Origin of the sequence: Nocardiopsis changdeensis (assembly GCF_018316655.1) — a bacterium.
GTDB classification, from domain to species: domain Bacteria; phylum Actinomycetota; class Actinomycetes; order Streptosporangiales; family Streptosporangiaceae; genus Nocardiopsis; species Nocardiopsis changdeensis.
Genome location: NZ_CP074133.1, coordinates 3,312,825 through 3,330,926 on the forward strand (window position 1 = coordinate 3,312,825; position 18,102 = coordinate 3,330,926).

Consider the following 18,102-nt stretch of genomic DNA (forward strand, 5'->3'; position numbering starts at 1 on the left):
GCGGGGGTGCGATGGGCCCCGGGGCGTTGTGCTCCGGGGCCTTTTGGTGTGTTCATTGGCCGTTGAGGTAGGCGAGGACGGCGAGGACGCGGCGGCTGTCGTCGGAGGAGGGGGGGAGGTCGAGTTTGGTGAAGATGTTGTTGATGTGTTTGCTGACGGCTTTTTCTGTGATGTAGAGGCGTCCGGCGATGGCGGAGTTGGAGCGGCCTTCGGCCATTTCGGAGAGGACTTCGCGTTCGCGGGGGGTGAGTTGGCCGAGGGGTCCTTGGCTGTCCTGGCGGGCGAGGAGTTGGGAGATGACGGCGGGGTCCATGGCGGTGCCGCCGGCGGCGACGCGGCGGACGGCTTCGATGAATTGGCCGATGTCGAAGACGCGGTCTTTGAGGAGGTAGCCGACGCCTCCGGTGTCGTCGGAGAGGAGTTCGCGGGCGTAGAGCTGTTCGACGTGCTGGGAGAGGACGAGGATGGGCAGGCCGGGGATCTGGGCGCGGGCGGAGATGGCGGCTTGGAGGCCTTCGTCGGTGAAGGTGGGGGGGAGGCGGACGTCGACGACGGCGACGTCGGGGTGGTGGTGGGTGAGGGCTTTGTGGAGGTCGGGGCCGTTGTCGACGGCGGCGACGACGGTGAAGTCGTGGGCTTGGAGGAGTTTGATCAGTCCTTCTCGGAGGAGGGCGAGGTCTTCGGCGATGACAACGCGCATGGGATCTCCAGGGTGACGATGGTGGGGCCGCCTGTGGGGCTGGTGATGTTCATGGTGCCATCGAAGGCGTCGATGCGGCGTCGGATGCCGGCGAGGCCGCTGCCGGGGGCGGCGTCGGCGCCGCCGTGGCCGTTGTCGGTGACGGTGATGACGAGGCGGTCGTCTCCGTGGTTGATGTGGACCCATGCGTGGGTGGCGTCGGCGTGTTTGGCGGTGTTGGTGAGGAGTTCGGCGATGGCGAAGTAGGCGGCGGATTCGACGGGGTCGGCGGGGCGGCCGGGGAGGGTGACGGTGACGGTGATGGGGAGGTGGTGGGTGAGGGCGAGGGCGTGGACGGCGCCGTGGAGTCCGCGTTCGACGAGGACGGGTGGGTGGATGCCGCGGACGAGGTCGCGGAGTTCGATGAGGGCGGTGCGGGTGGTCTCGCGGGCTTCGGCGAGCATGGCGCGGGCGGTGGCGGGGTCGTGTTCGACGATTTGTTCGGCCATGCCGAGGTTCATGCCGAGGGCGACGAGGCGGGCTTGGGCGCCGTCGTGGAGGTCGCGTTCGATGCGGCGGATTTCGGCGGCCTGGGTGTCGATGGTGTTGGCGCGGCTGGTGGCGAGGTGGGCGACGCGGGCGGTGAGGCGGGCTTTTTCGGAGGGTTGGAGGAGGAGGCGGTTGAAGGCGGTGTAGAGGCGTAGGGCGGGGGTGGCGAGGGTGGTGCCGAGGGCGATGAGGAGGGTGGCGGGGATGAGGAAGAGGAGGCGTTCGGTGGTGTCGGTGGGGGTGTAGCCGTAGATGGCGGGGCCGCCGGTGAGGCCGAGGGCGTGGAGGGTTTGGTAGGTGCCGTGGCCGATGAGGGTGAGGGGGAGGGCGATGAGGAGGATGTTGACGGTTCCGGTGATGAGCCAGAGGAGGTCTTTCCAGGTGGCGGGGTCGGTGATGATGACGCTGGCGCGGCGGTTGATGCCGGTGGGGGGTATGGGGCGGTAGCCGGAGTGGACGGGGCGGTGGTGGTCGAGGTGGGTGAGGGTGCGGCGTTGGCTGTCGGCGAGGGTGCGGAGGAGGTGGCCGGTGAGGATGACGAAGGGGAGGCCGATCCAGATGAGGGAGAGGACGGCGGAGGCGATGACGAGGGGGAGTAGGAGGAGGGCGGCGATGTTCTGGGAGAGGAGGAGGAAGAGGTAGGCCAGGGTGGTGAGGGGGCCTGCGCGGTGGTGGTGTGCGGTGGCCATGGTGGGTGCGGGTCCTCTTCCTTCGGGGTGTGGTGGTTTCCATTGTGGCGTGTCGGGTGTGGGGTGGTCGGTGGTGGTGGCTCCCCTGGTGGTGGGTGTGCGGGGGTGTCGGGTGCGGGGTGGTTGGGTGGGGTGTGGGTGGGTTGTGGGCTGGGTGGGTGTGGGTTTTTGGCGCAACTCGCCGCTGACGATTTCCCGTGTGTTGGCATGACCTGTGATGATCGGGGTGTGTGGCGTGAACTGATTCTGGAGTTGTATCCGGAGGCCGATCTTCGTGATCCGGCCGATGAGGCGGCGTTGGCCGAGGTCGAGAAGCGTTTGATGCTGCCGTTGCCGTTCGAGTTGGCGTCGTTGCTGCGGGAGACCGACGGTGTGGTCAACGAGTACGGGGATGCGGTGGTGTGGAGTGCTCAGCGGTTGGTGGAGGACAATCTGGCGATGCGGGGTGAGCCGGATTACCTGGAGTTGTACGCGCCGTTCGACGAGATGATCTTCTTCGGGGATTCGGACATGGGGCCGCAGTTCGCGTATGTGCACACGGACTACGGTCCGGGTGTGGTGGTGTGGGACCATGAGACGGATCGGCGCCGGTTGGTGGTGGTGTCGTTGCGTGATTATCTGGCGCGGTGCCTGTTGCAGGGCAATGCGTGGTTCCGTTGACGGTGTGTGGTCGTCTACCTGGTGTTCCGTGCTATTTTGCGGGGTGGTGCGGCGGTGTGCGCCGCCGGTGATCGCGTTGTGAGAGTGGGACCCCTATGCCGGATGAGTCGCAGGTGGCGGCCGTTGTTCAGGGCCGTGAGGTGGACGGCTTCCCGGAGTTGGCGCCGGAGGCGGCGCGGGGTTCGGTGCGGCGGATCACGGTGACGGGTGAGGATGTGCTGCACCGTCGTTGCCGGGATGTGCCGGGGGAGATGCTGGGCGGCGGGGAGCTGCGCCGGTTGATCGATGACATGTTCGTGACGATGTACGCGGCCGAGGGTGTGGGGTTGGCGGCGAACCAGGTGGGTGTGGACCTGCGGGTGTTCGTGTACGACTGCCCTGATGATGAGGGTGTGCGTCATGTAGGGCATGTGGTGAATCCGGTGTTGGACGAGCGGTCGGCCGAGGATGCCCTGGTGGTGGAGAGCGAGGGGTGTCTGTCGGTGCCGGGTCCGCATGCGGAGCTGGGGCGTGTGGAGCGTGCGACGGTGCGCGGGGTGGACCGGGACGGGGAGCCGGTGGTGGTGAGCGGGAGCGGGTATTTCGCCCGGTGCCTGCAGCATGAGACCGATCACACGTTGGGTCGGTTGTACATCGACCGGTTGTCGGCGCGGGAGCGCAAGCGGGTGTTGAAGAAGATGAACGAGATGGCCAACGATGTGTTCGCGCGTCGTGAGGAGCGGGCGGCCGAGCTGGAGCGCGAGTTCGCCGGCTAGCCCGTGGGGGTGTGGTGTGCGGGGCGGGGGCCTGGGGCTCCCGCCCCTTTTTTTGTGTGTCGGCCGGGGTGGGATTCGTTGTCTTCGGGGGGCGGCCGGGGCGGCCTGGCCGGTGCCGTCGGGGCGGCGGTGGTCGTGTAGGGGGGCGGGCGCCGGGGGTGCGGAGGTGGTGGATCCGGGCGTCGTGGGTGGGGTCTGGGGGTCGGGGTGGAGGCGGTTCTCGGTGGTTTGGGGGACGCGGGGGAAGAGGAGGGCGGGGGTGGTGTCGTGGTCGCCTCGGGGGCGGGTGTGTGCGGGGCGGCGGGCCGGAAGCGGGCTTGGGCGAGGGGGGTGAGGGTGTGGGTGTGCGCGGCGGGGCCTTCTGGGTTCGTTCGTTTGTTCGGTTCCATGGCGGCGGGCGGGGTGGCCTAGCCTGGGGGTGCCTTTGGCGGGTTTTCGGTGCCATTCGGGGGCCTTTCGGGGTTCCATTGGGGGTGGTGGCGCCGTAGGTGGCCCCTTTCGGGGGGTGTGTGGCCTTTTTGTTATCGGGTGGGGCGGTAGATTGCCCGGCATGAACGACGGGGAACAGAAAGTGATCGTGTACACCGACGGGGCGTGCAGCGGGAATCCCGGCCCCGGCGGGTGGGGGGTGTGGCTGCGCTACGGCGGGCACGAGAAGGAGCTCTACGGCGGTGAGGAGCAGACCACCAACAACCGGATGGAGCTGATGGCGGCGATCCGGGGTCTGGAGAGCCTGACCAAGCCGGTGCCGGTGGTGGTGTACACCGATTCGTCGTACGTGCGCAACGGGATCACGTCGTGGGTGGCGGGGTGGAAGCGGCGCGGGTGGCGTACGGCGGACAACAAGCCGGTCAAGAACGTGGACCTGTGGCGGCGGCTGGAGGAGGCCGCGGCGGGTCACGAGGTGGAGTGGCGGTGGGTGCGCGGCCACAGCGGCGACGAGGGCAATGAGCGGGCCGACGAGCTGGCCCGGCGCGGCCGTGACGAGGCGGCGGCCCTGCGCTGAGGCGGCGGGTCATGGTGAAGGGGGGCGTCCCGGGTGGGGCGCCCCCCTTCGTTGTGGGGTGGGTTCAGGCGGTGCGGTCGTGGGTGTGGTCGGTGTCGGCGGGGTCGTCGGCGATGAGCAGGCGGCGGGGGCCGGAGCCGTCGGCGGCGAGTTCGTCGTCGGGGTTGACCAGGACGCAGGAGTCCAGGGAGAGGCAGCCGCAGCCGATGCAGCCGGTGAGGTCGTCGCGCAGGCGGACGAGTTGGGCGATGCGGGCGTCGAGTTCGTCGCGCCACTGTTCGGAGACGCGGGCCCAGTCGGCGCGGGTGGGGGTGCGGTTGTCGGGGAGGCGGTCCAGGGCCTGGCGGATGCGGGCCAGGGGGATGCCGACGCGTTGGGAGACGCGGATGAAGGAGACGCGGCGCAGGGTGTCGCGGCGGTAGCGGCGTTGGTTGCCGGCGGTGCGGCGGCTGTGGATGAGTCCCTGGCGTTCGTAGAAGTGCAGGGCGGAGACGGCCACGCCGGAGCGTTGGGAGACCTGCCCCACGGTGAGTTCCTTGGTGATGGGCGGCACGGTTCTCAAGTGTAGGGGCGGTTGCGGTGGGTGCCGCGTAGGGCGTAGAGGCGGGCGTAGGCGCCGCCGCGGACGAGGAGTTGGTGGTGGGTGCCGGTTTCGGTGACGCGGCCGCGGTGGAGGAGGAGGATGCGGTCGGCGGTGCGGGTGTGGGTGGGGCGGTCGGTGAGTTGGAGCAGGCCGGTGGTGGGTGTGGGGGTGAGGTGTTCGCCGGGGGCGGGGTGGGTGAGGACGAGGAGGTGGTGGTGGGTGAGGTCGGCGTAGTGGGTGCGGGCGGTGTGGAGGCGGTGGGTGAGGTCGGTGGGCAGGTCGGACAGGGGTGTGGTGGGGGTGGTGGGCAGGTGGGCGTGGGCGAGGGCGGTGTGCAGGTGGGGGTCGTGGGGGTCGGGGTCGGGGTGTCCGGTGATGGTGTGGGCGAGGGTGGTGTGGGGGGTGCTGGTGTGGATGTGGGGGGTGGTGTGGGTGGTGATGCGGCCGTGGGTGGGGGTGGTGTGGCCGGTGAGGAGGTCGGTGAGGGTGGTGGTGTGGTCGGTGGGCAGGCCGATGAGGGCGACGTGTTCGCCGGGGTGGACGGTGAGGTCCAGGTGGGAGAGCAGGGGGGTGTGGGACACGTCGTGGAACTCGACGAGGGGGCGGGCGCGGGGTGCGGTGGTGGCGGGGCTGCGGTGCAGCCGGTCGCGGTCGGTGAGCCTCACGGGTGTCCGTTCGTGGTGGTGGGGTGTCATGGGGCTGTGATCGTCGGGGGCGTGTGAGAGTTCTCGTTATCTGTTCGTGTCTTTCCTCTCGTGTGGGGGTGTGCCCCGCCGGGGGGTGTCCTTTTTCGTGGGGTGTGCGACCTTGTGGACGTGGTGGGCGGGTGGTGGGGTGGGGGGTATGGGACACGAGGTCGTGATCGTCGTCTTCGACGGGGTGCAGAGCCTGGACGTGGCGGGGCCGTTGGAGGTGTTCGCGGGCGCCGGGCGGGCGCCGGGGGCGGACTACCGGGTGCGGGTGGGGTCGTTGGGCGGGGGCGCGGTGCGGACCTCCAGCGGGTTGGGGCTGGTGCCGTCGGTGGCGCTGGAGGAGGTGGGGCGGATCGACACCCTGGTGGTGGCCGGGGGTGACGGGGCGCGGGCCGGGGTGGATCCGGCGCTGGTGGAGTGGTTGGCGGGGGCGTGCGTGCGGGCGGGGCGGGTGGCGTCGGTGTGCACGGGGGCGTTCCTGTTGGCGGGTGCGGGGGTGTTGGAGGGGTTGCGGGCCACGACGCACTGGGCGCACTGTGCGGAGCTGGCGCGCCGGTTCCCGGGGGTGGAGGTGGATCCGGATCCGATCTTCGTGCGCCAGGGGCGGGTGGTGACCTCGGCGGGGGTGAGTGCGGGGGTGGATCTGTCGTTGGCTTTGGTGGAGGAGGACCTGGGGCGGCGGGTGGCGTTGGCGGTGGCGCGGCACCTGGTGGTGTTCCTGCGGCGGCCGGGCGGGCAGGCGCAGTTCTCGGCGCCGTTGGCGGCGCAGTGGGCGCAGCGTCCGGCGGTGCGGGAGGTGCAGCACTGGATCGTGGGGAATCCGGCGGCGGATCTGTCGGTGGAGGCGTTGGCGGGGCGGGTGGGGTTGTCGGTGCGCCAGTTCGCGCGGGTGTTCGCTCGGGAGGTGGGGTGTACGCCGGGCCGGTATGTGGAGCGGGTGCGGGTGGAGGCGGCGCGGCGGTGGTTGGAGGATTCGGAGCTGGGGGTGGAGGCGGTGGCGCGGCGGTGCGGGTTCGCGTCGGCGGAGGTGATGCGGCGGGTGTTCGTCAGGTCGCTGGGGTGTTCTCCGGCGGGGTATCGGAGCAGGTTCCACGGAGCGGAAGGTGTGTGAGTCGTGAGGTTGGCGGTTGTTCTGTTCGAGGGTGTGACGGCGTTGGACGCGATCGGCCCCTATGAGGTGCTGGGGTCGTTGCCGGGGGTGGAGACGGTGTTCGTGGGTGAGGAGCGGGGGCCGGTGCGGGCGTCGGCCGGTGGTGCGGGGCTGGTGGTGGATGCGGCGCTGGGTGAGGTGGACTCGGCGGATGTGGTGGTGGTGCCGGGTGGGCCGGGGCAGGCGCGGCAGATGGGCGGGGCGTTGGTGGAGTGGATCCGGGCGGTGGACGCAGGGTCGCGGTGGACGGCGTCGGTGTGCACGGGGTCGTTGATCCTGGCGGCTTCGGGGGTGTTGGCGGGGCGTCGGGCGGCCACGCACTGGTTGGCGGGGGAGGAGTTGGAGCGCTGGGGTGTGGAACATGCGGTGGGGGAGCGGGTGGTGTTCGACGGCAAGTACGTGACGGCGGCGGGGGTGAGTGCGGGGATCGATATGGGGTTGGCGTTGGCGGGTGAGCTGATGGGGGAGTTCGGGGCGCAGATGGTGCAGTTGGCGTTGGAGTACGATCCGGCGCCGCCGTTCGATGCGGGGTCGCCGGAGAAGGCGCCTGCGGAGGTGGTGGGGTTGGCGCGGGAGAGCCGGCGGTTCCTGTTGTGGGAGGAGGACCGGCCGGGGTGGGCGTGAGGGGGGTCACGGTGCCGCCCCGGGGTGTCAGGGGTATGAGGGGGATACTCCTTTCCCCCGGGTGAGACGAGGTCGCCGTGGACCGGCAGGACGAGCAGGACGGGTTCGAGCGGGTGCGGGCGTGGTACCGCCGGTTCGCCGAGCACTACGAGGCGGGGGGCGCCGGCTCCTATGCGGAGATCGCCCGGGCGCTGGCGGGGGACGAGGAGATGGTGGGGCGGGTGCTGGCCCTGCCCGGGGACAACAAGCGCCAGCCGCACCTGCTGTTGGGGGCGGTGCGGTTCCTGGGCGGGCCGGTGGACGGTTGGGCGGTGTTCCGGCCGTGGGTGGTGGAGCACTGGGACCGGGTGCGGGCGGTGGTGCTGGAGCGGATGACCCAGACCAACGAGGTGCGGCGCTGTGCGGCCCTGCTGCCGGTCCTGGCCCGGTTGGAGGGGCCGTTGGGGCTGGTGGAGGTGGGGGCCTCGGCGGGGTTGTGCCTGTACCCGGACCGGTACGCCTACTCCTATGACGGGGCGGCGCCGGTGGGGGAGGGTCCGGTGGTGCTGGAGTGCGCGACCTCGGGCGGGGTGCCGGTGCCGGAGCGGGTGGTGGAGGTGGCCTGGCGGGCGGGGGTGGACCTGAACCCGTTGGACGTCTGCGATGAGCGGGACGTGCGGTGGTTGGAGTCGCTGATCTGGCCGGGTGCGCACGAGGCGGAGCGGCGGGAGCGGTTGCGGGCCGCGGCGGCGGTGGTGGCCGCGGCGGGTCGGCCGCCGATCGTGGCGGGGGATCTGCTGGAGGTGGTCGCGGACCTGGTGGGGCGGGTTCCGGCGGGGGTGACGCCGGTGGTGTTCCACGGGGCGGTGCTCACCTATCTGCCGTTGGCCGAGCGGGAGCGGTTCGCGCGGCTGGTGGAGGGGCTGCCCGGGCACTGGGTGTCGTACGAGGGGTGGCGGGTGCTGCCGTGGATCGAGGGGGCGCGGCCGCCGGTGGCCACGGATCTGACGGTCGCGGTGGACGGGCGGGTGGTGGCCTGGGCGGGGGAGCACGGCCAGTCGCTGACCTGGGCCTGAACGGCGGGCGGGTGTGCGGGCGGTCCCCCTGTGGGGGTGGCCGCCCGCGGGTGTCAGTGGGCGTCGACCAGGGCGGTGAGCTCCTTGATGCGGTCGGCGGGCAGGAAGGACGCCTCGAAGGAGTTGCGGGCCAGGGTGCGCAGCTGCTCTGGGGTGAGGTGCAGGTGGTGGGCCAGGGCCCGGTAGTTGTCGTCGACGTAGCCGCCGAAGTAGGCGGGGTCGTCGGAGTTGACGGTGACCAGTAGCCCGGCGTCCATGAGGGCGGGCAGGGGGTGGTCGGCCATGGTGTCCACGGCGCGCAGGCGCACGTTGGACATCGGGCACACGGTGAGGGGGGTGCGTTCGGCGGCCAGGCGGGCGACCAGGTCGGGGTCCTCCAGGCAGCGGATGCCGTGGTCGATGCGCTCCACCCCCAGGTCCAGGGCCTGGCGGATGTAGTCGGGTGGGCCTTCTTCGCCGGCGTGGGCGACCAGGCGCAGCCCCAGGTCGCGTGCGGCGGCGAACACCTGGGCGAAGTCGTTCGGGGGGTGGCCGACCTCGGCGGAGTCCAGGCCGACGCCGATGATGCGGTCCAGGTGGGGGCGGGCGGCGTTCAGGGTGTCCATGGCCTCGGCGGCGGGGCGGTCGCGCAGGAAGCACATGATCAGGTGGGTGCTGATGCCGTGGTCGGCTTGGGCGGTGTCCAGGGCGGCGGTGATGCCGCCGATGACGGTGTCCAGGGGGATGCCGCGGGCGGTGTGGGCCTGGGGGTCGAAGAAGATCTCGGCGTGGCGGACCCCCTGGGCGGCGGCGCGGGTGAGGTAGGCGCGGGTGAGGTCGGTGAAGTCGGCCTCGGTGCGCAGGACGTCGGTGAGGGCGTAGTACAGGTTCAGGAAGGACTGTAGGTCGGTGAACTCGTAGGCGGCGCGGAGTTCGTCGACGGTGGTGTAGGGCAGGGTGATGTTGTTGCGGTGGGCGAGGGTGAAGGCGAGTTCGGGTTCGAGGGTGCCTTCGATGTGCAGGTGGAGTTCGGCTTTGGGAAGTGGCATGCAGACCATGGTGGCGTACCGCTGATCGTGGTCTGTCCGTTTTGTGGTGTTGGGGTGGGCACAGCGGGGCGCCCGTGACCTGGTGGGTCGCGGGCGCCGGTGGGTGGGTCACTTCTTGGTGTCGTCGTGTCCGGGGTTCCAGTTCAGGGCGCTGGCGCGTTCCATGAACTCCTCGACGGTGATGTCGCCGCGGGCGAACCGGTCGGCGAGGGTGCGGCGGGCCTCGTACTCGGGCGGGGCGGGTCGGGGGCCGGCGGCCCAGGGGGCGGTCCGCCGCCGCGGCGGCGGATGAGGACGAACGCGGCCAGTGCGGCGGCGGCGAGCAGCAGGCAGAACATGAGTGCTCCCAGGGGTGCGAAGGGCGGCGGTCCGTCCCCCCACGGGGGGTGGCCGGCCAGGTCGGTGATGGCGGCGGTTGCGGTGTTCATGGTTTCCACTGTGGGCGGGGCGGGTGGTCGCGGGCGTCGCCTCTGGGGCGGCTTCGTGTGTACGTCGGTGGGCGTAGGCGGGGCTGCGTCGTGGGGGCGATGCGCGGGCGGGGCGGGGAGCCTAGGGTCGGTGGCATGAGGGGTGTGCGGACGGTCGCGGTCGATGCCGGGCTGGGTGTGGTGCTGGGTGCGGTGGCGGTGGTGGCGGTGCGCGCCCAGGTGGCGTTCGGGCACGCCGCCCCGTGGGGTCGGGAGGGGGCGGGGCCGCCGTGGGCGGGCGGGCCGGGCCCGGAGTGGGGTCAGGTGACCCTGGGGTGGGGGGTGTGGGCCGGGGTGGCCCTGCTGGTGGTGGCGGTGGCGGTGCGGCGGGTGCGCCCTGCGGTGGCTCTGGTGGCGGCCGGGGCCGGGGCGGGTGCGGTCCTGGTGGGCGGCGGGGTGGTGAACCCGGTCGTGGTGGTGATGGGTGCCCTGGTGGTGTTCTCCGCCGCGATCCGGATGGAGCCGGTCCGGTTCCTCGCCTGGGCGCTGCCTTTGGTGGTGGGAGTGGGGGTGCTCTCCCGGGCGGGTGAGCCGTGGTGGGGGCTGGCGGACGGGTCGTTGTGGGCGGCGCTTGCGGTGGCGGTGGGGGTGGCGGCGCCGTGGGCGGGGGCGGGGGTGTTCGTGCGGGCCCGCCGGCAGGGGCGGGCGCGTGAGCGGGAGGCGGAGGTGGCCCGGCACCGGTACGAGGAGCGGTTGCGGATCGCCCGGGAGGTGCACGATCTGGTGGGGCACAGCCTGTCGGTGATCAGTATGCAGGCGGGGGTGGCGTTGCACGTGGTGGACCGGCGGCCGGAGCAGGCGGCGGTGGCGTTGGCGGCGATCCGGGACAGCAGCCGGTCGGCGTTGGAGGAGCTGCGGCGCACGTTGGCGGTGTTCCGCGGTGAGGAGGGTGCGGCGTTGGAGCCGGTGGCGGGCCTGGACCGGTTGGAGGGTGTGGTGGAGGAGATGGGTCGGGCGGGGTTGGCGGTCACCGTGGAGCGGTCGGGTGAGGCGGTGGTGCTGCCGGGGGCGGTGGACCATGCGTTGCTGCGGATCGCCCAGGAGGCGTTGACGAATGTGCTGCGCCATGCGGGTGCGGGGGCGGTGGCGCGGGTGGAGGTGGCCTTCGAGGCGGGGTGGGTGCGGCTTGTGGTGGCCGACACCGGTGCGGGGCCGGGTGCGGGTTGGTGTGAGGGTGCGGGGATCGCGGGGATGCGGGAGCGCGCCCGGGGTGTGGGCGGGGAGTTGGCGGCCGGGCCGGGGGATGGTGGCGGGTTCGTGGTGCGGGTGCGGGTTCCGGTGGAAGGGGGCGTGTGATGGCGGTGCGGGTGGTGGTGGCCGATGACCAGGCGCTGGTGCGGATGGGGTTGGGGGTGCTGATCGAGGCGGAGGAGGACCTGGAGCTGGTGGGTGAGGCCGCTGACGGGGCGCGGGCGGTGGAGGTGGTGCGGGCGGTGGTGCCCGATGTGGTGCTGATGGACGTGCGGATGCCGGTCATGGACGGGTTGGCGGCGTTGCGGGAGATCAGTGCCGATGAGGGGTTGGCGGGGGTGCGGGTGGTGGTGCTGACGACGTTCGAGTTGGACGAGTACGTGTTCGAGGCGTTGCGGGCGGGGGCGTCGGGGTTCGTGGTCAAGGACGCCGATCCGGGGGTGTTGTTGGAGGCGGTGCGGGTGGCGGCGCGGGGGGAGGCGTTGTTGTCGCCGTCGGTGACGCGGCGGGTGGTGGCGGCGTTCACGTCGTCGCGGCCGGCGGTGGGGCCGGTGGTGGATGTGGGGGTGTTGACGGAGCGGGAGCGGGAGGTGGTGGGGTTGGTGGGTGAGGGGTTGAGCAATGAGGAGATCGCGGGCCGGTTGGTGGTCTCCCCTGCGACGGCGCGTACGCATGTGTCGCGGGCGATGGTGAAGTTGGGGGCGCGGGACCGGGCGCAGTTGGTGGTGTTCGCGTTCCGGGCGGGGCTGGTGCGGTGAACGCCTCCCCCGTGGGGGTCAGGGGGTGAGGCGGGTGATGGCGGCGGCGCCGGCGGTGTGCAGGGCCCGGTCGGTGTGTCCGGCGCCTTCGATGATGTGCAGGGTGGCGGCGGGCCAGTGGCGGGCGAGGTTCCAGGCGGTGTCGGCGGGGCCGCTGATGTCGAGGCGGCCGTGGACGAGGGCGCCGGGCAGGTGGGCGATGCGGTGCATGTTGTGGAGGAGGTGGTGTTCGGGCAGGAAGGCGTGGGCGGCCCAGTAGTGGGTGACCAGGCGGGCGAAGCGGAGCTGGAAGTCCAGGGGGCGGGTGGACAGGAACGGGGTGAAGGCGTTGGTGGTGGCCATGTGGGTGTCCTCCCAGCGGCACCAGGCGCGGGCGGCGTCGGCGCGTACGGCGGGGTCGGGGTGGGCCAGGAGGCGGGCGTAGGCGGCGGGGAGGCGGTGGGGGTCGGCGTCGGGGCCGACGGCGTCGCGGAAGGCCTCCCATTGTTCGGGGAAGACGCGGCCCATGGCGTGGGTGAGCCATTGCACCTCGGTGGGTGAGGTGGTGGTGACGGCGATCAGGACCAGGGCGCGGACCCGGTCGGGGTGGGCCTGGGCGTAGGCCAGGCCCAGGGTGGTGCCCCAGGAGGTGCCGGTGACGAGCCAGGAGTCGATGCCGCGGGCGGTGCGCAGGGCTTCGATGTCGTCGATGAGGTGGGCGGTGGTGTTGGTGGCCAGGTCGGTGGTGGGTAGTCCGGCGTCGGGGGTGGAGCGGCCTGCGCCGCGTTGGTCGAAGAGGATGACGCGGTGGCGGGTGGTGTCGAAGAGGTGGACGAGGCCGGGGTGGGCGCTGGAGCCGGGGCCGCCGTGCAGGACGAGGCAGGGGGTGCCGTGGGGGTTGCCGTGTTCTTCCCAGTAGAGGGTGTTGTGGTCGGTGACGGGGAGGTGGCCGTGGGTGCGGGGGGCGGTCATGGGGTGCTCCCTCGGGGTGGGGTGCGGGGGTGGTGTTCGAGAGGAGTGGGGGCGGGCGCGGGGTGCGTGCCGGCGGAGGCGGCGGGGAGGGGTCGTGGTGGAGCGGGTGCGGACGCTGGGTGAGGCGGTGCGGGTGCTGGTGGGGGCCGGTGAGGTGGATCCGGTGGTGGCCGAGCGGGTGCTGGCGGGGGTGTTGGCGGGGACTCCGGTGGGGGAGTTCGTGGATGCGCGGGGGTTGGCGCGGTTGGTGGCGTCGGTGTCGGGGGTGGAGGGGGCCGCGGAGGCGTTGGTGCAGGTCGCTGAGGTGGTGGGGGTGGTGGGGGTGTTGGATGCGGGGGCGCAGCGGGCGGTGCGGATCCGGTTGCGGCACCGTACGGCGCGGGGCGCGTTGGGGTGAGCCCGCCGGGTGCGGGTCGGCCCGCCGTCCGGGTCGGGGGGCGGGCCGCGGGTGGTGTCAGGCGGGGTCGGTGTCGAGTTTGCGGCGTTCTCTGCGGTTGGGGTGGCGGATGTGGACGCCGCCGAGGCCGCCGGTTCCGGTGAGGCGGATCAGGGGGGTGCCGGGGTGGCGGTCGGGGGTGGTCTTGTCCTTGAGGCCGCCGATGCCGGGGTCGATGCCGGCGGTGTCGGCGGCCCAGCCGTCGGGGATGACGATGGTGACGCCGGAGGTGTCGCCGTGGGCTTCCACGTGGATTTCGGGCAGGTGGCTCTGGACGCGGCTGAAGTCGAGGGTGGCGCCGCCCAGGCCGCCGTGGGCGGTGATGTGGGCGGGGGCCTGCCAGCGGTTGGGGCCGAGGGCGGCGCCGCTGATGCCGCCTTGGACGACCAGGGGCGGCCGCTGTTGTTCGGCGGCCTGTTGGAGGGCGGCCTGGGGTGCGGGCAGGTCGGCGGTGAGGGCGTTCAGGTCGGCGTGGGTTTTGGCGGTCAGGGCCCGTTCGAGGCGTTCGTCGAATTCGTCGGGGTCCAGGCGTCCTTCGGCGGCCGCGTCGCGTAGGCGTTCGACGACCGTGTCGCGGTCGTGGTGGGAGGCGCGCATCCGCCCTGCGGGGTCGGGGTGGTGGTCGTTCACGCCGGTAAGGGTATAGGGGGCGGCCGGTGCGGGCCCGGTGGGGTGTAGGGGCCCTGGTGGGGGGTGTGGGCGGGGGCGTGGGATCCTGTTCCCCTGCGAGTTGAGGGGGTTCGTGTGGGTGAGAGCGGGTTCGTGGAGTTCTGGGGTGAGCACCGGTTGTGCATGCTGGCCTCGCCGCGTCCGGACGGGTCGATCCACCAGGTGCCGGTGGGGGCGACCTATGACGCCGACCTGGGTGTGGTGCGGGTGATCTGCGACGGGGCCAGTTTCAAGGCCCGCAACCTGGCCGCGCACCCGGGGGTGCGGGTGTCGGTGTCGCAGGTGCAGGGGCGGCGCTGGTGCACGGTGGAGGGTCCGGCGGTGGTGTCCGATGACCCCGGGCGGGTGGCCGAGGCGGTGCGCCGGTACGCGGACCGGTACCGGGAGCCGCGGCCCAACCCGGCCCGGGTGGTCATCGAGGTCACCGTGGAGAGGGTGCTGGGGAACGTGCGCCCGGACTAGGCGGGGCGGGCCAGGGTGATGACCTCCGGTGAGGCGGGGGTCAGGGGGGTGCGGTCCCAGGTGCCGTGGCGTTCGGCGACGGTGAGTCCGGCGGCGGCCAGCAGGGTGTCCAGGTGGTCGGTGGCCAGGAACCGCAGGGTGCTGACGGTGGACAGGATCTCGTGGCCGTCGGCGTCGGTGGTGGTGGAGGTGAACGTCACCAGCCCCTGGGGGGTGATGGGGCGGGCGTCGTGGGTGTCGGTGACGGTGCGGCCGTCGGGCAGGGTGCCGGTCCAGGGGTGGTCGGGGGTCCACCGCTCCCAGGCGCGGGCGGTGATGTTGCGGGTCTCGAAGGCGATGAGGCCGCCGGGGTTCAGGGCGGTGCGCATGGCGGTCAGGGCCTGGACGGTGGTGGTGTCGGTGAGCAGTTCCTGGAAGGCGTGGCCGGTCATGGTGACCAGGTCGAATCCGCCGTTCCAGGTGTGGGTGGCCAGGTCGCCGCGGGTCCAGTGGACGTCGCGGGTGTGGGAGCGGGCGATGTCGAGCATGGCGTCGGCGGGGTCGAGTCCGACCAGGTGGCCGGTGTGGCCGTGGGCGCGGGCGGTGCGCAGGAGCAGGCCGGTGCCGCAGCCCGCGTCCAGGGCGGCGGGGGCGTCCATGACGAGGTCGAGGTAGAAGTCGTCGCAGGGCGCCCAGGGGTTGAAGGTGTCGTAGAGGGCGGCGACGGCGGGGTCGTCGTAGGGGTTGTGCATGGGCGGAGTATCCCGGGGCGGCGGGTGGGCGCGCACCGGGTTTTTCCGCCTGGGCGGGCTGCGTTGACGGTTCGTCGGTGGGCGAAGTGTGGTGGTGGGATGCTGGTGGTATGTCCTCTCACGCGCATGAGACGGCCGCGTTGGCGGCCCTGTTGGCGGATCCGACCCGGGCGGGGGTGTGCCTGGCGTTGGCGGACGGGCGGGCCTGGACGGCGTCCGAGCTGTGCCGGCATACGGGTGTGGGCGCCTCGACGATGAGCGCGCACCTGGGGCGGCTGGTCGGCGGCGGGGTGCTGGTGGAGCGCCGGCAGGGGCGGCACCGGTATGTGGCCTTGGCCGATGAGGGGATCGCGGCCCTGGTGGAGGCGTTGGCGGCGCGGGCGGCGCCCGCCGCGACGGTGGCGCCGACGCTGCGCGCGCACCGTGTGCGGGACGCGTTGGCGCGGGCGCGTACGTGTTACGACCATCTGGCGGGTGCGTTGGGGTGTGCGGTGGCCGAGGCGATGGTGGGGCGGGGGCTGCTCACGGCCGACCTGGGGGTGACCGGTCGGGGCCGGGAGTGGTTCGCGGGGTTGGGTGCGCCGCTGCCGGAGCGGGGGCGGCGGCCGTTGGCGCGGGCGTGCCTGGACTGGACCGAGCGGCGCCAGCATTTGGCGGGGGCGGCCGGGGCGGTGCTGTGCGCGCACGCGTTCGCCGCGGGGTGGTGTGAGCGGGTGGGGTCCTCGCGGGCGGTGCGGGTGACGCGGGAGGGGCGGCGGGCGTGGGGTGAGGTGCTGGATGTTTCGGTGGGGGGCGAAGTGTCCGGCCTCTAGGGTCGCCGCATGACTTCTCGTACTCCTGTCCTGGCCGTGGTGGCGGCCGGGGTGACCGTCGTCCTGTGGGCGTCGGCGTTCGTGTCCATCCGGGTGACCGGTGGGTTCTTCTCGCCGGGGGCGCTGGCCCTGGGGCGGTTGTCGGCCGGGGCGGTGGTGCTCGGTGTTGTGTTGGCGGTGACCCGGTCGGGGTGGCCGGTGCGGGCGGCGTGGCCGGGGATCGTGTGCTCGGGGCTGTTGTGGTTCGGCGTCTACATGGTGGCGTTGAACTGGGGTGAGCGGGAGGTCGACGCCGGGACCGCGGCGCTGCTGGTGAACGTCGGGCCGGTGCTGATCGCCCTGCTCGGTGTGGCGTGGCTGGGTGAGCGGTTGTCGGTGTGGCTGGTGGTGGGCGGTGCGGTGGCGTTCGCGGGGGCGGCGGTGGTGGGGGTGGCCACGGCCGGGCCCGGGCATGTGACGTGGACGGGTGTGGTGCTGTGCCTGGTGGCGGCGGTGACGTATGCGGTCGGGGTGGTGGCGCAGAAGCCGGCGTTGGCGCACGCGAGCCCGTTGCAGGTGTCGGGGTGGGGGTGCGTGGTGGGGGCTGTGGCGTGTCTGCCGTTCGCGCCGGTGCTGGTGGCCGAGGCCGCGGCGGCGCCGTGGTGGGCGGGTGCGAACGTGGTGTATCTGGGGGTGTTCCCGACGGCGGTGGCGTTCACGACGTGGGGGTACGCCCTGGCGCGTATGGACGCCTCCCGTCTGGGTGCGGTCACGTATCTGGTGCCGGTTCTGGTGGTGGTGTTGTCGTGGGTGCTGTTGGGGGAGGTGCCCACGGCGGGGGCCCTGGTGGGCGGGGTGCTGTGCCTGGTGGGGGTGGGGGTGTCGCGGCGGCGGCCGGCGGTGGCCGGGGGGCCGGGCCCGGTGCCCCGGTGAGCGGGGGTTCGGGCCCGGTGGGTGTCAGCCCTGGTGCAGGACGCGCAGGCGGTCGGGGTGGTGGGGGTCGCGGTCCACGACCTGGACCGGTGCCCACTGCCACTGGTGCGGGCCGGTGTCGGCGGGGGTGAAGCGGATGCGGCCGCGGGTGCCCTGGACGTCCAGGCGGGGCCAGGCGTGGGCGAGGGCGGTGCGGTCGGTGCCGTGTTCGCGTAGGGCGTGGGCCAGGACGGTGATGGTGTCGTGGCCTTCGTAGGCGACGAAGGAGGGTTCTCGGCCCAGGCGTCGGCGCAGGGTGGTGCGGACCTGTTCGGCGGCGGGGTCCAGGGTGGGGGGCAGGTAGCTCAGGAAGGGGATCTGTGCGCCGTCGGGGCCGAGCCGGTCGGTCCAGGTGGGCAGTTCGGGTTGGCCGGCGGGGGCGCCGATGAGCAGGCCGGTCAGGCGGGGGTCGCGGCGTAGGGCGGTGACGAGGGGGAGGGCGGGTTCGGGGACGCCGGTCAGGATCAGCAGGGCGGTGGCGCGGTGGTGGGCCAGGGCGTCGCAGACGGCTCGGGGGTGGTGGGGGTCGGCGTCCAGGGTGGTCAGGGTGGCGCCGCGGGGGGTGAGGTGGTCGTGCAGGATGCGGGTGCCGGCCTGCCAGTAGGCGCTGGGTTGGGCGGTGACGGCGATGCGGTGGTGGCCTCGGGCCAGGAGGAAGTCGGCGTAGGTGCGCCAGCCGTGGGACTGGGCGGGGGCCAGGCGGGCGATCCAGGGTGAGGGGTGGTCGGTGAGGGTGTCCAGGACCGCGGAGGAGCACAGGAAGGGCAGGGCCCGGTGGTGGGCGCGGGCGGCGGCGGTGCGGGCGACGACGCTGTGGTACTCCCCTGCCAGGGCGCTGGCGCCCAGGTCGGCGAGTTCGTCGACGGCGGCCGCGGCGCGGTCGGGGTCGGCGGCGGTGTCGCGGACGAGGAGGCGCAGGGGGCGGCCGTGGATGCCGCCGGTGGCGTTGACGTGGTCGGCGGCGGCCTGGAGTCCGGTGAGGAGGTGGTGGCCGGCGTCGACCCAGCCGGGCGGGGTCAGGGGGGCCAGGGCGCCGATGAGCACCGGTGCGGTGGGGTCGTGGGGTGCGGCGGGTGTGTTCATCCGGGGGTGTCTTTCGTTGCCGGGGGCCGGGGTGGCCGTGTGCGGTCATTACACCGGTGGCCTTCGGGGGTGGACAACCGGTTATCGGATGGCATGATGTGCGCTTCCCCTTTGTCGGCGG

The 18,102-nt window shown here is 72.7% G+C and carries 22 protein-coding genes; 12 read left to right on the top strand and 10 right to left on the bottom strand.

Annotated features, from left to right (window positions below):
• Positions 1–52: 52 nt before the first annotated feature.
• Together KGD84_RS14870 and KGD84_RS14875 are read right to left on the bottom strand one after the other, a co-directional pair.
• Positions 53–700 carry a LuxR C-terminal-related transcriptional regulator gene (locus KGD84_RS14870; protein ID WP_220560944.1) on the bottom strand — a complete coding sequence of 216 codons (648 nt, stop codon included), beginning with the start codon at positions 698–700 and terminating at the stop codon, positions 53–55.
• Positions 652–1,917, bottom strand: coding sequence for a sensor histidine kinase (locus tag KGD84_RS14875; RefSeq protein ID WP_220560945.1), 1,266 nt, complete (start codon positions 1,915–1,917; stop codon positions 652–654). The genes KGD84_RS14870 and KGD84_RS14875 overlap by 49 nt, the downstream gene beginning before the upstream one ends.
• A 228-nt stretch (positions 1,918–2,145) precedes the next feature.
• Here KGD84_RS14875 and KGD84_RS14880 point away from each other — a divergent pair, with 228 nt between their 5' ends.
• The 3 genes from KGD84_RS14880 to rnhA all read left to right on the top strand — a co-directional run bounded on the left by KGD84_RS14880 (position 2,146) and on the right by rnhA (position 4,338).
• Positions 2,146–2,577: an SMI1/KNR4 family protein gene (locus tag KGD84_RS14880; RefSeq protein ID WP_255646560.1), complete on the top strand. Its 432-nt coding sequence runs from the start codon at positions 2,146–2,148 to the stop codon at positions 2,575–2,577.
• A 95-nt stretch (positions 2,578–2,672) separates the two neighbouring features.
• The gene (gene def, locus KGD84_RS14885; protein WP_220560946.1) at positions 2,673–3,332 is read left to right on the top strand and encodes a peptide deformylase; all 660 of its coding nucleotides are present in this window, start codon (positions 2,673–2,675) and stop codon (positions 3,330–3,332) included.
• Positions 3,333–3,882: 550 nt separating this feature from the next.
• Positions 3,883–4,338, top strand: a complete 456-nt coding sequence (rnhA, locus tag KGD84_RS14890; protein ID WP_220560947.1) for a ribonuclease HI — start codon at positions 3,883–3,885, stop codon at positions 4,336–4,338.
• A gap of 64 nt (positions 4,339–4,402) precedes the next feature.
• On the opposite strand, the gene soxR is transcribed toward rnhA, so the two are convergent.
• Together soxR and KGD84_RS14900 are read right to left on the bottom strand one after the other, a co-directional pair.
• Entirely contained in the window at positions 4,403–4,891 is a 489-nt protein-coding gene (soxR, locus tag KGD84_RS14895; protein ID WP_220560948.1) for a redox-sensitive transcriptional activator SoxR, read from the bottom strand.
• A 5-nt stretch (positions 4,892–4,896) separates the two neighbouring features.
• Positions 4,897–5,616: an ABC transporter ATP-binding protein gene (locus KGD84_RS14900; RefSeq protein WP_255646561.1), complete on the bottom strand. Its 720-nt coding sequence runs from the start codon at positions 5,614–5,616 to the stop codon at positions 4,897–4,899.
• Between the two features lie 148 nt (positions 5,617–5,764).
• Here KGD84_RS14900 and KGD84_RS14905 point away from each other — a divergent pair, with 148 nt between their 5' ends.
• The 3 genes from KGD84_RS14905 (at position 5,765) to KGD84_RS14915 (ending at position 8,442) form a co-directional block, all read left to right on the top strand.
• Entirely contained in the window at positions 5,765–6,724 is a 960-nt protein-coding gene (locus KGD84_RS14905) for a GlxA family transcriptional regulator (protein WP_220560950.1), read from the top strand.
• A 3-nt stretch (positions 6,725–6,727) separates the two neighbouring features.
• Positions 6,728–7,387, top strand: a complete 660-nt coding sequence (locus KGD84_RS14910; RefSeq protein ID WP_220560951.1) for a DJ-1/PfpI family protein — start codon at positions 6,728–6,730, stop codon at positions 7,385–7,387.
• Positions 7,388–7,464: 77 nt separating this feature from the next.
• A complete protein-coding gene (locus KGD84_RS14915) occupies positions 7,465–8,442 on the top strand; it encodes a DUF2332 domain-containing protein (protein WP_220560952.1) in 978 nt (325 codons plus the stop codon).
• A 53-nt stretch (positions 8,443–8,495) separates the two neighbouring features.
• Here KGD84_RS14915 and KGD84_RS14920 read toward each other — a convergent pair whose 3' ends face one another.
• Together KGD84_RS14920 and KGD84_RS14925 are read right to left on the bottom strand one after the other, a co-directional pair.
• Entirely contained in the window at positions 8,496–9,470 is a 975-nt protein-coding gene (locus KGD84_RS14920) for an adenosine deaminase (protein ID WP_220560953.1), read from the bottom strand.
• Between the two features lie 108 nt (positions 9,471–9,578).
• Positions 9,579–9,851: an SHOCT domain-containing protein gene (locus KGD84_RS14925; protein WP_260697223.1), complete on the bottom strand. Its 273-nt coding sequence runs from the start codon at positions 9,849–9,851 to the stop codon at positions 9,579–9,581.
• Between the two features lie 182 nt (positions 9,852–10,033).
• Between KGD84_RS14925 and KGD84_RS14930 the strand changes: the two genes are divergently transcribed.
• Together KGD84_RS14930 and KGD84_RS14935 are read left to right on the top strand one after the other, a co-directional pair.
• Positions 10,034–11,233, top strand: coding sequence for a sensor histidine kinase (locus KGD84_RS14930; RefSeq protein WP_277615507.1), 1,200 nt, complete (start codon positions 10,034–10,036; stop codon positions 11,231–11,233).
• A complete protein-coding gene (locus tag KGD84_RS14935) occupies positions 11,233–11,886 on the top strand; it encodes a response regulator (RefSeq protein ID WP_220560955.1) in 654 nt (217 codons plus the stop codon). Before KGD84_RS14930 ends, KGD84_RS14935 begins: the two co-directional genes overlap by 1 nt.
• Before the next feature lie 18 nt (positions 11,887–11,904).
• Here the strand turns inward: KGD84_RS14935 and pip are convergent, their stop codons facing one another.
• The gene (gene pip / locus KGD84_RS14940; RefSeq protein WP_220560956.1) at positions 11,905–12,837 is read right to left on the bottom strand and encodes a prolyl aminopeptidase; all 933 of its coding nucleotides are present in this window, start codon (positions 12,835–12,837) and stop codon (positions 11,905–11,907) included.
• 94 nt (positions 12,838–12,931) lie between these two features.
• Between pip and KGD84_RS14945 the strand changes: the two genes are divergently transcribed.
• On the top strand, positions 12,932–13,234 hold the full coding sequence (locus KGD84_RS14945; RefSeq protein ID WP_220560957.1) for a hypothetical protein: 303 nt from the start codon (positions 12,932–12,934) through the stop codon (positions 13,232–13,234).
• 57 nt (positions 13,235–13,291) lie between these two features.
• On the opposite strand, the gene KGD84_RS14950 is transcribed toward KGD84_RS14945, so the two are convergent.
• Positions 13,292–13,903: a DUF1707 SHOCT-like domain-containing protein gene (locus tag KGD84_RS14950; RefSeq protein WP_255646562.1), complete on the bottom strand. Its 612-nt coding sequence runs from the start codon at positions 13,901–13,903 to the stop codon at positions 13,292–13,294.
• A gap of 162 nt (positions 13,904–14,065) precedes the next feature.
• Here KGD84_RS14950 and KGD84_RS14955 point away from each other — a divergent pair, with 162 nt between their 5' ends.
• Positions 14,066–14,404: a pyridoxamine 5'-phosphate oxidase family protein gene (locus KGD84_RS14955; RefSeq protein WP_220565759.1), complete on the top strand. Its 339-nt coding sequence runs from the start codon at positions 14,066–14,068 to the stop codon at positions 14,402–14,404.
• Here KGD84_RS14955 and KGD84_RS14960 read toward each other — a convergent pair.
• Complete coding sequence (locus tag KGD84_RS14960; protein ID WP_220560958.1) at positions 14,401–15,135, bottom strand: class I SAM-dependent methyltransferase; 735 nt, start codon at positions 15,133–15,135, stop codon at positions 14,401–14,403. The genes KGD84_RS14955 and KGD84_RS14960 overlap by 4 nt on opposite strands.
• A 110-nt stretch (positions 15,136–15,245) precedes the next feature.
• Here KGD84_RS14960 and KGD84_RS14965 point away from each other — a divergent pair, with 110 nt between their 5' ends.
• Together KGD84_RS14965 and KGD84_RS14970 are read left to right on the top strand one after the other, a co-directional pair.
• Positions 15,246–15,947: an ArsR/SmtB family transcription factor gene (locus tag KGD84_RS14965; RefSeq protein WP_220560959.1), complete on the top strand. Its 702-nt coding sequence runs from the start codon at positions 15,246–15,248 to the stop codon at positions 15,945–15,947.
• A gap of 9 nt (positions 15,948–15,956) precedes the next feature.
• On the top strand, positions 15,957–16,859 hold the full coding sequence (locus KGD84_RS14970; protein WP_220560961.1) for a DMT family transporter: 903 nt from the start codon (positions 15,957–15,959) through the stop codon (positions 16,857–16,859).
• A gap of 24 nt (positions 16,860–16,883) precedes the next feature.
• On the opposite strand, the gene KGD84_RS14975 is transcribed toward KGD84_RS14970, so the two are convergent.
• Positions 16,884–17,981: an ABC transporter substrate-binding protein gene (locus tag KGD84_RS14975; protein ID WP_220560962.1), complete on the bottom strand. Its 1,098-nt coding sequence runs from the start codon at positions 17,979–17,981 to the stop codon at positions 16,884–16,886.
• Positions 17,982–18,102 lie beyond the last annotated feature (121 nt).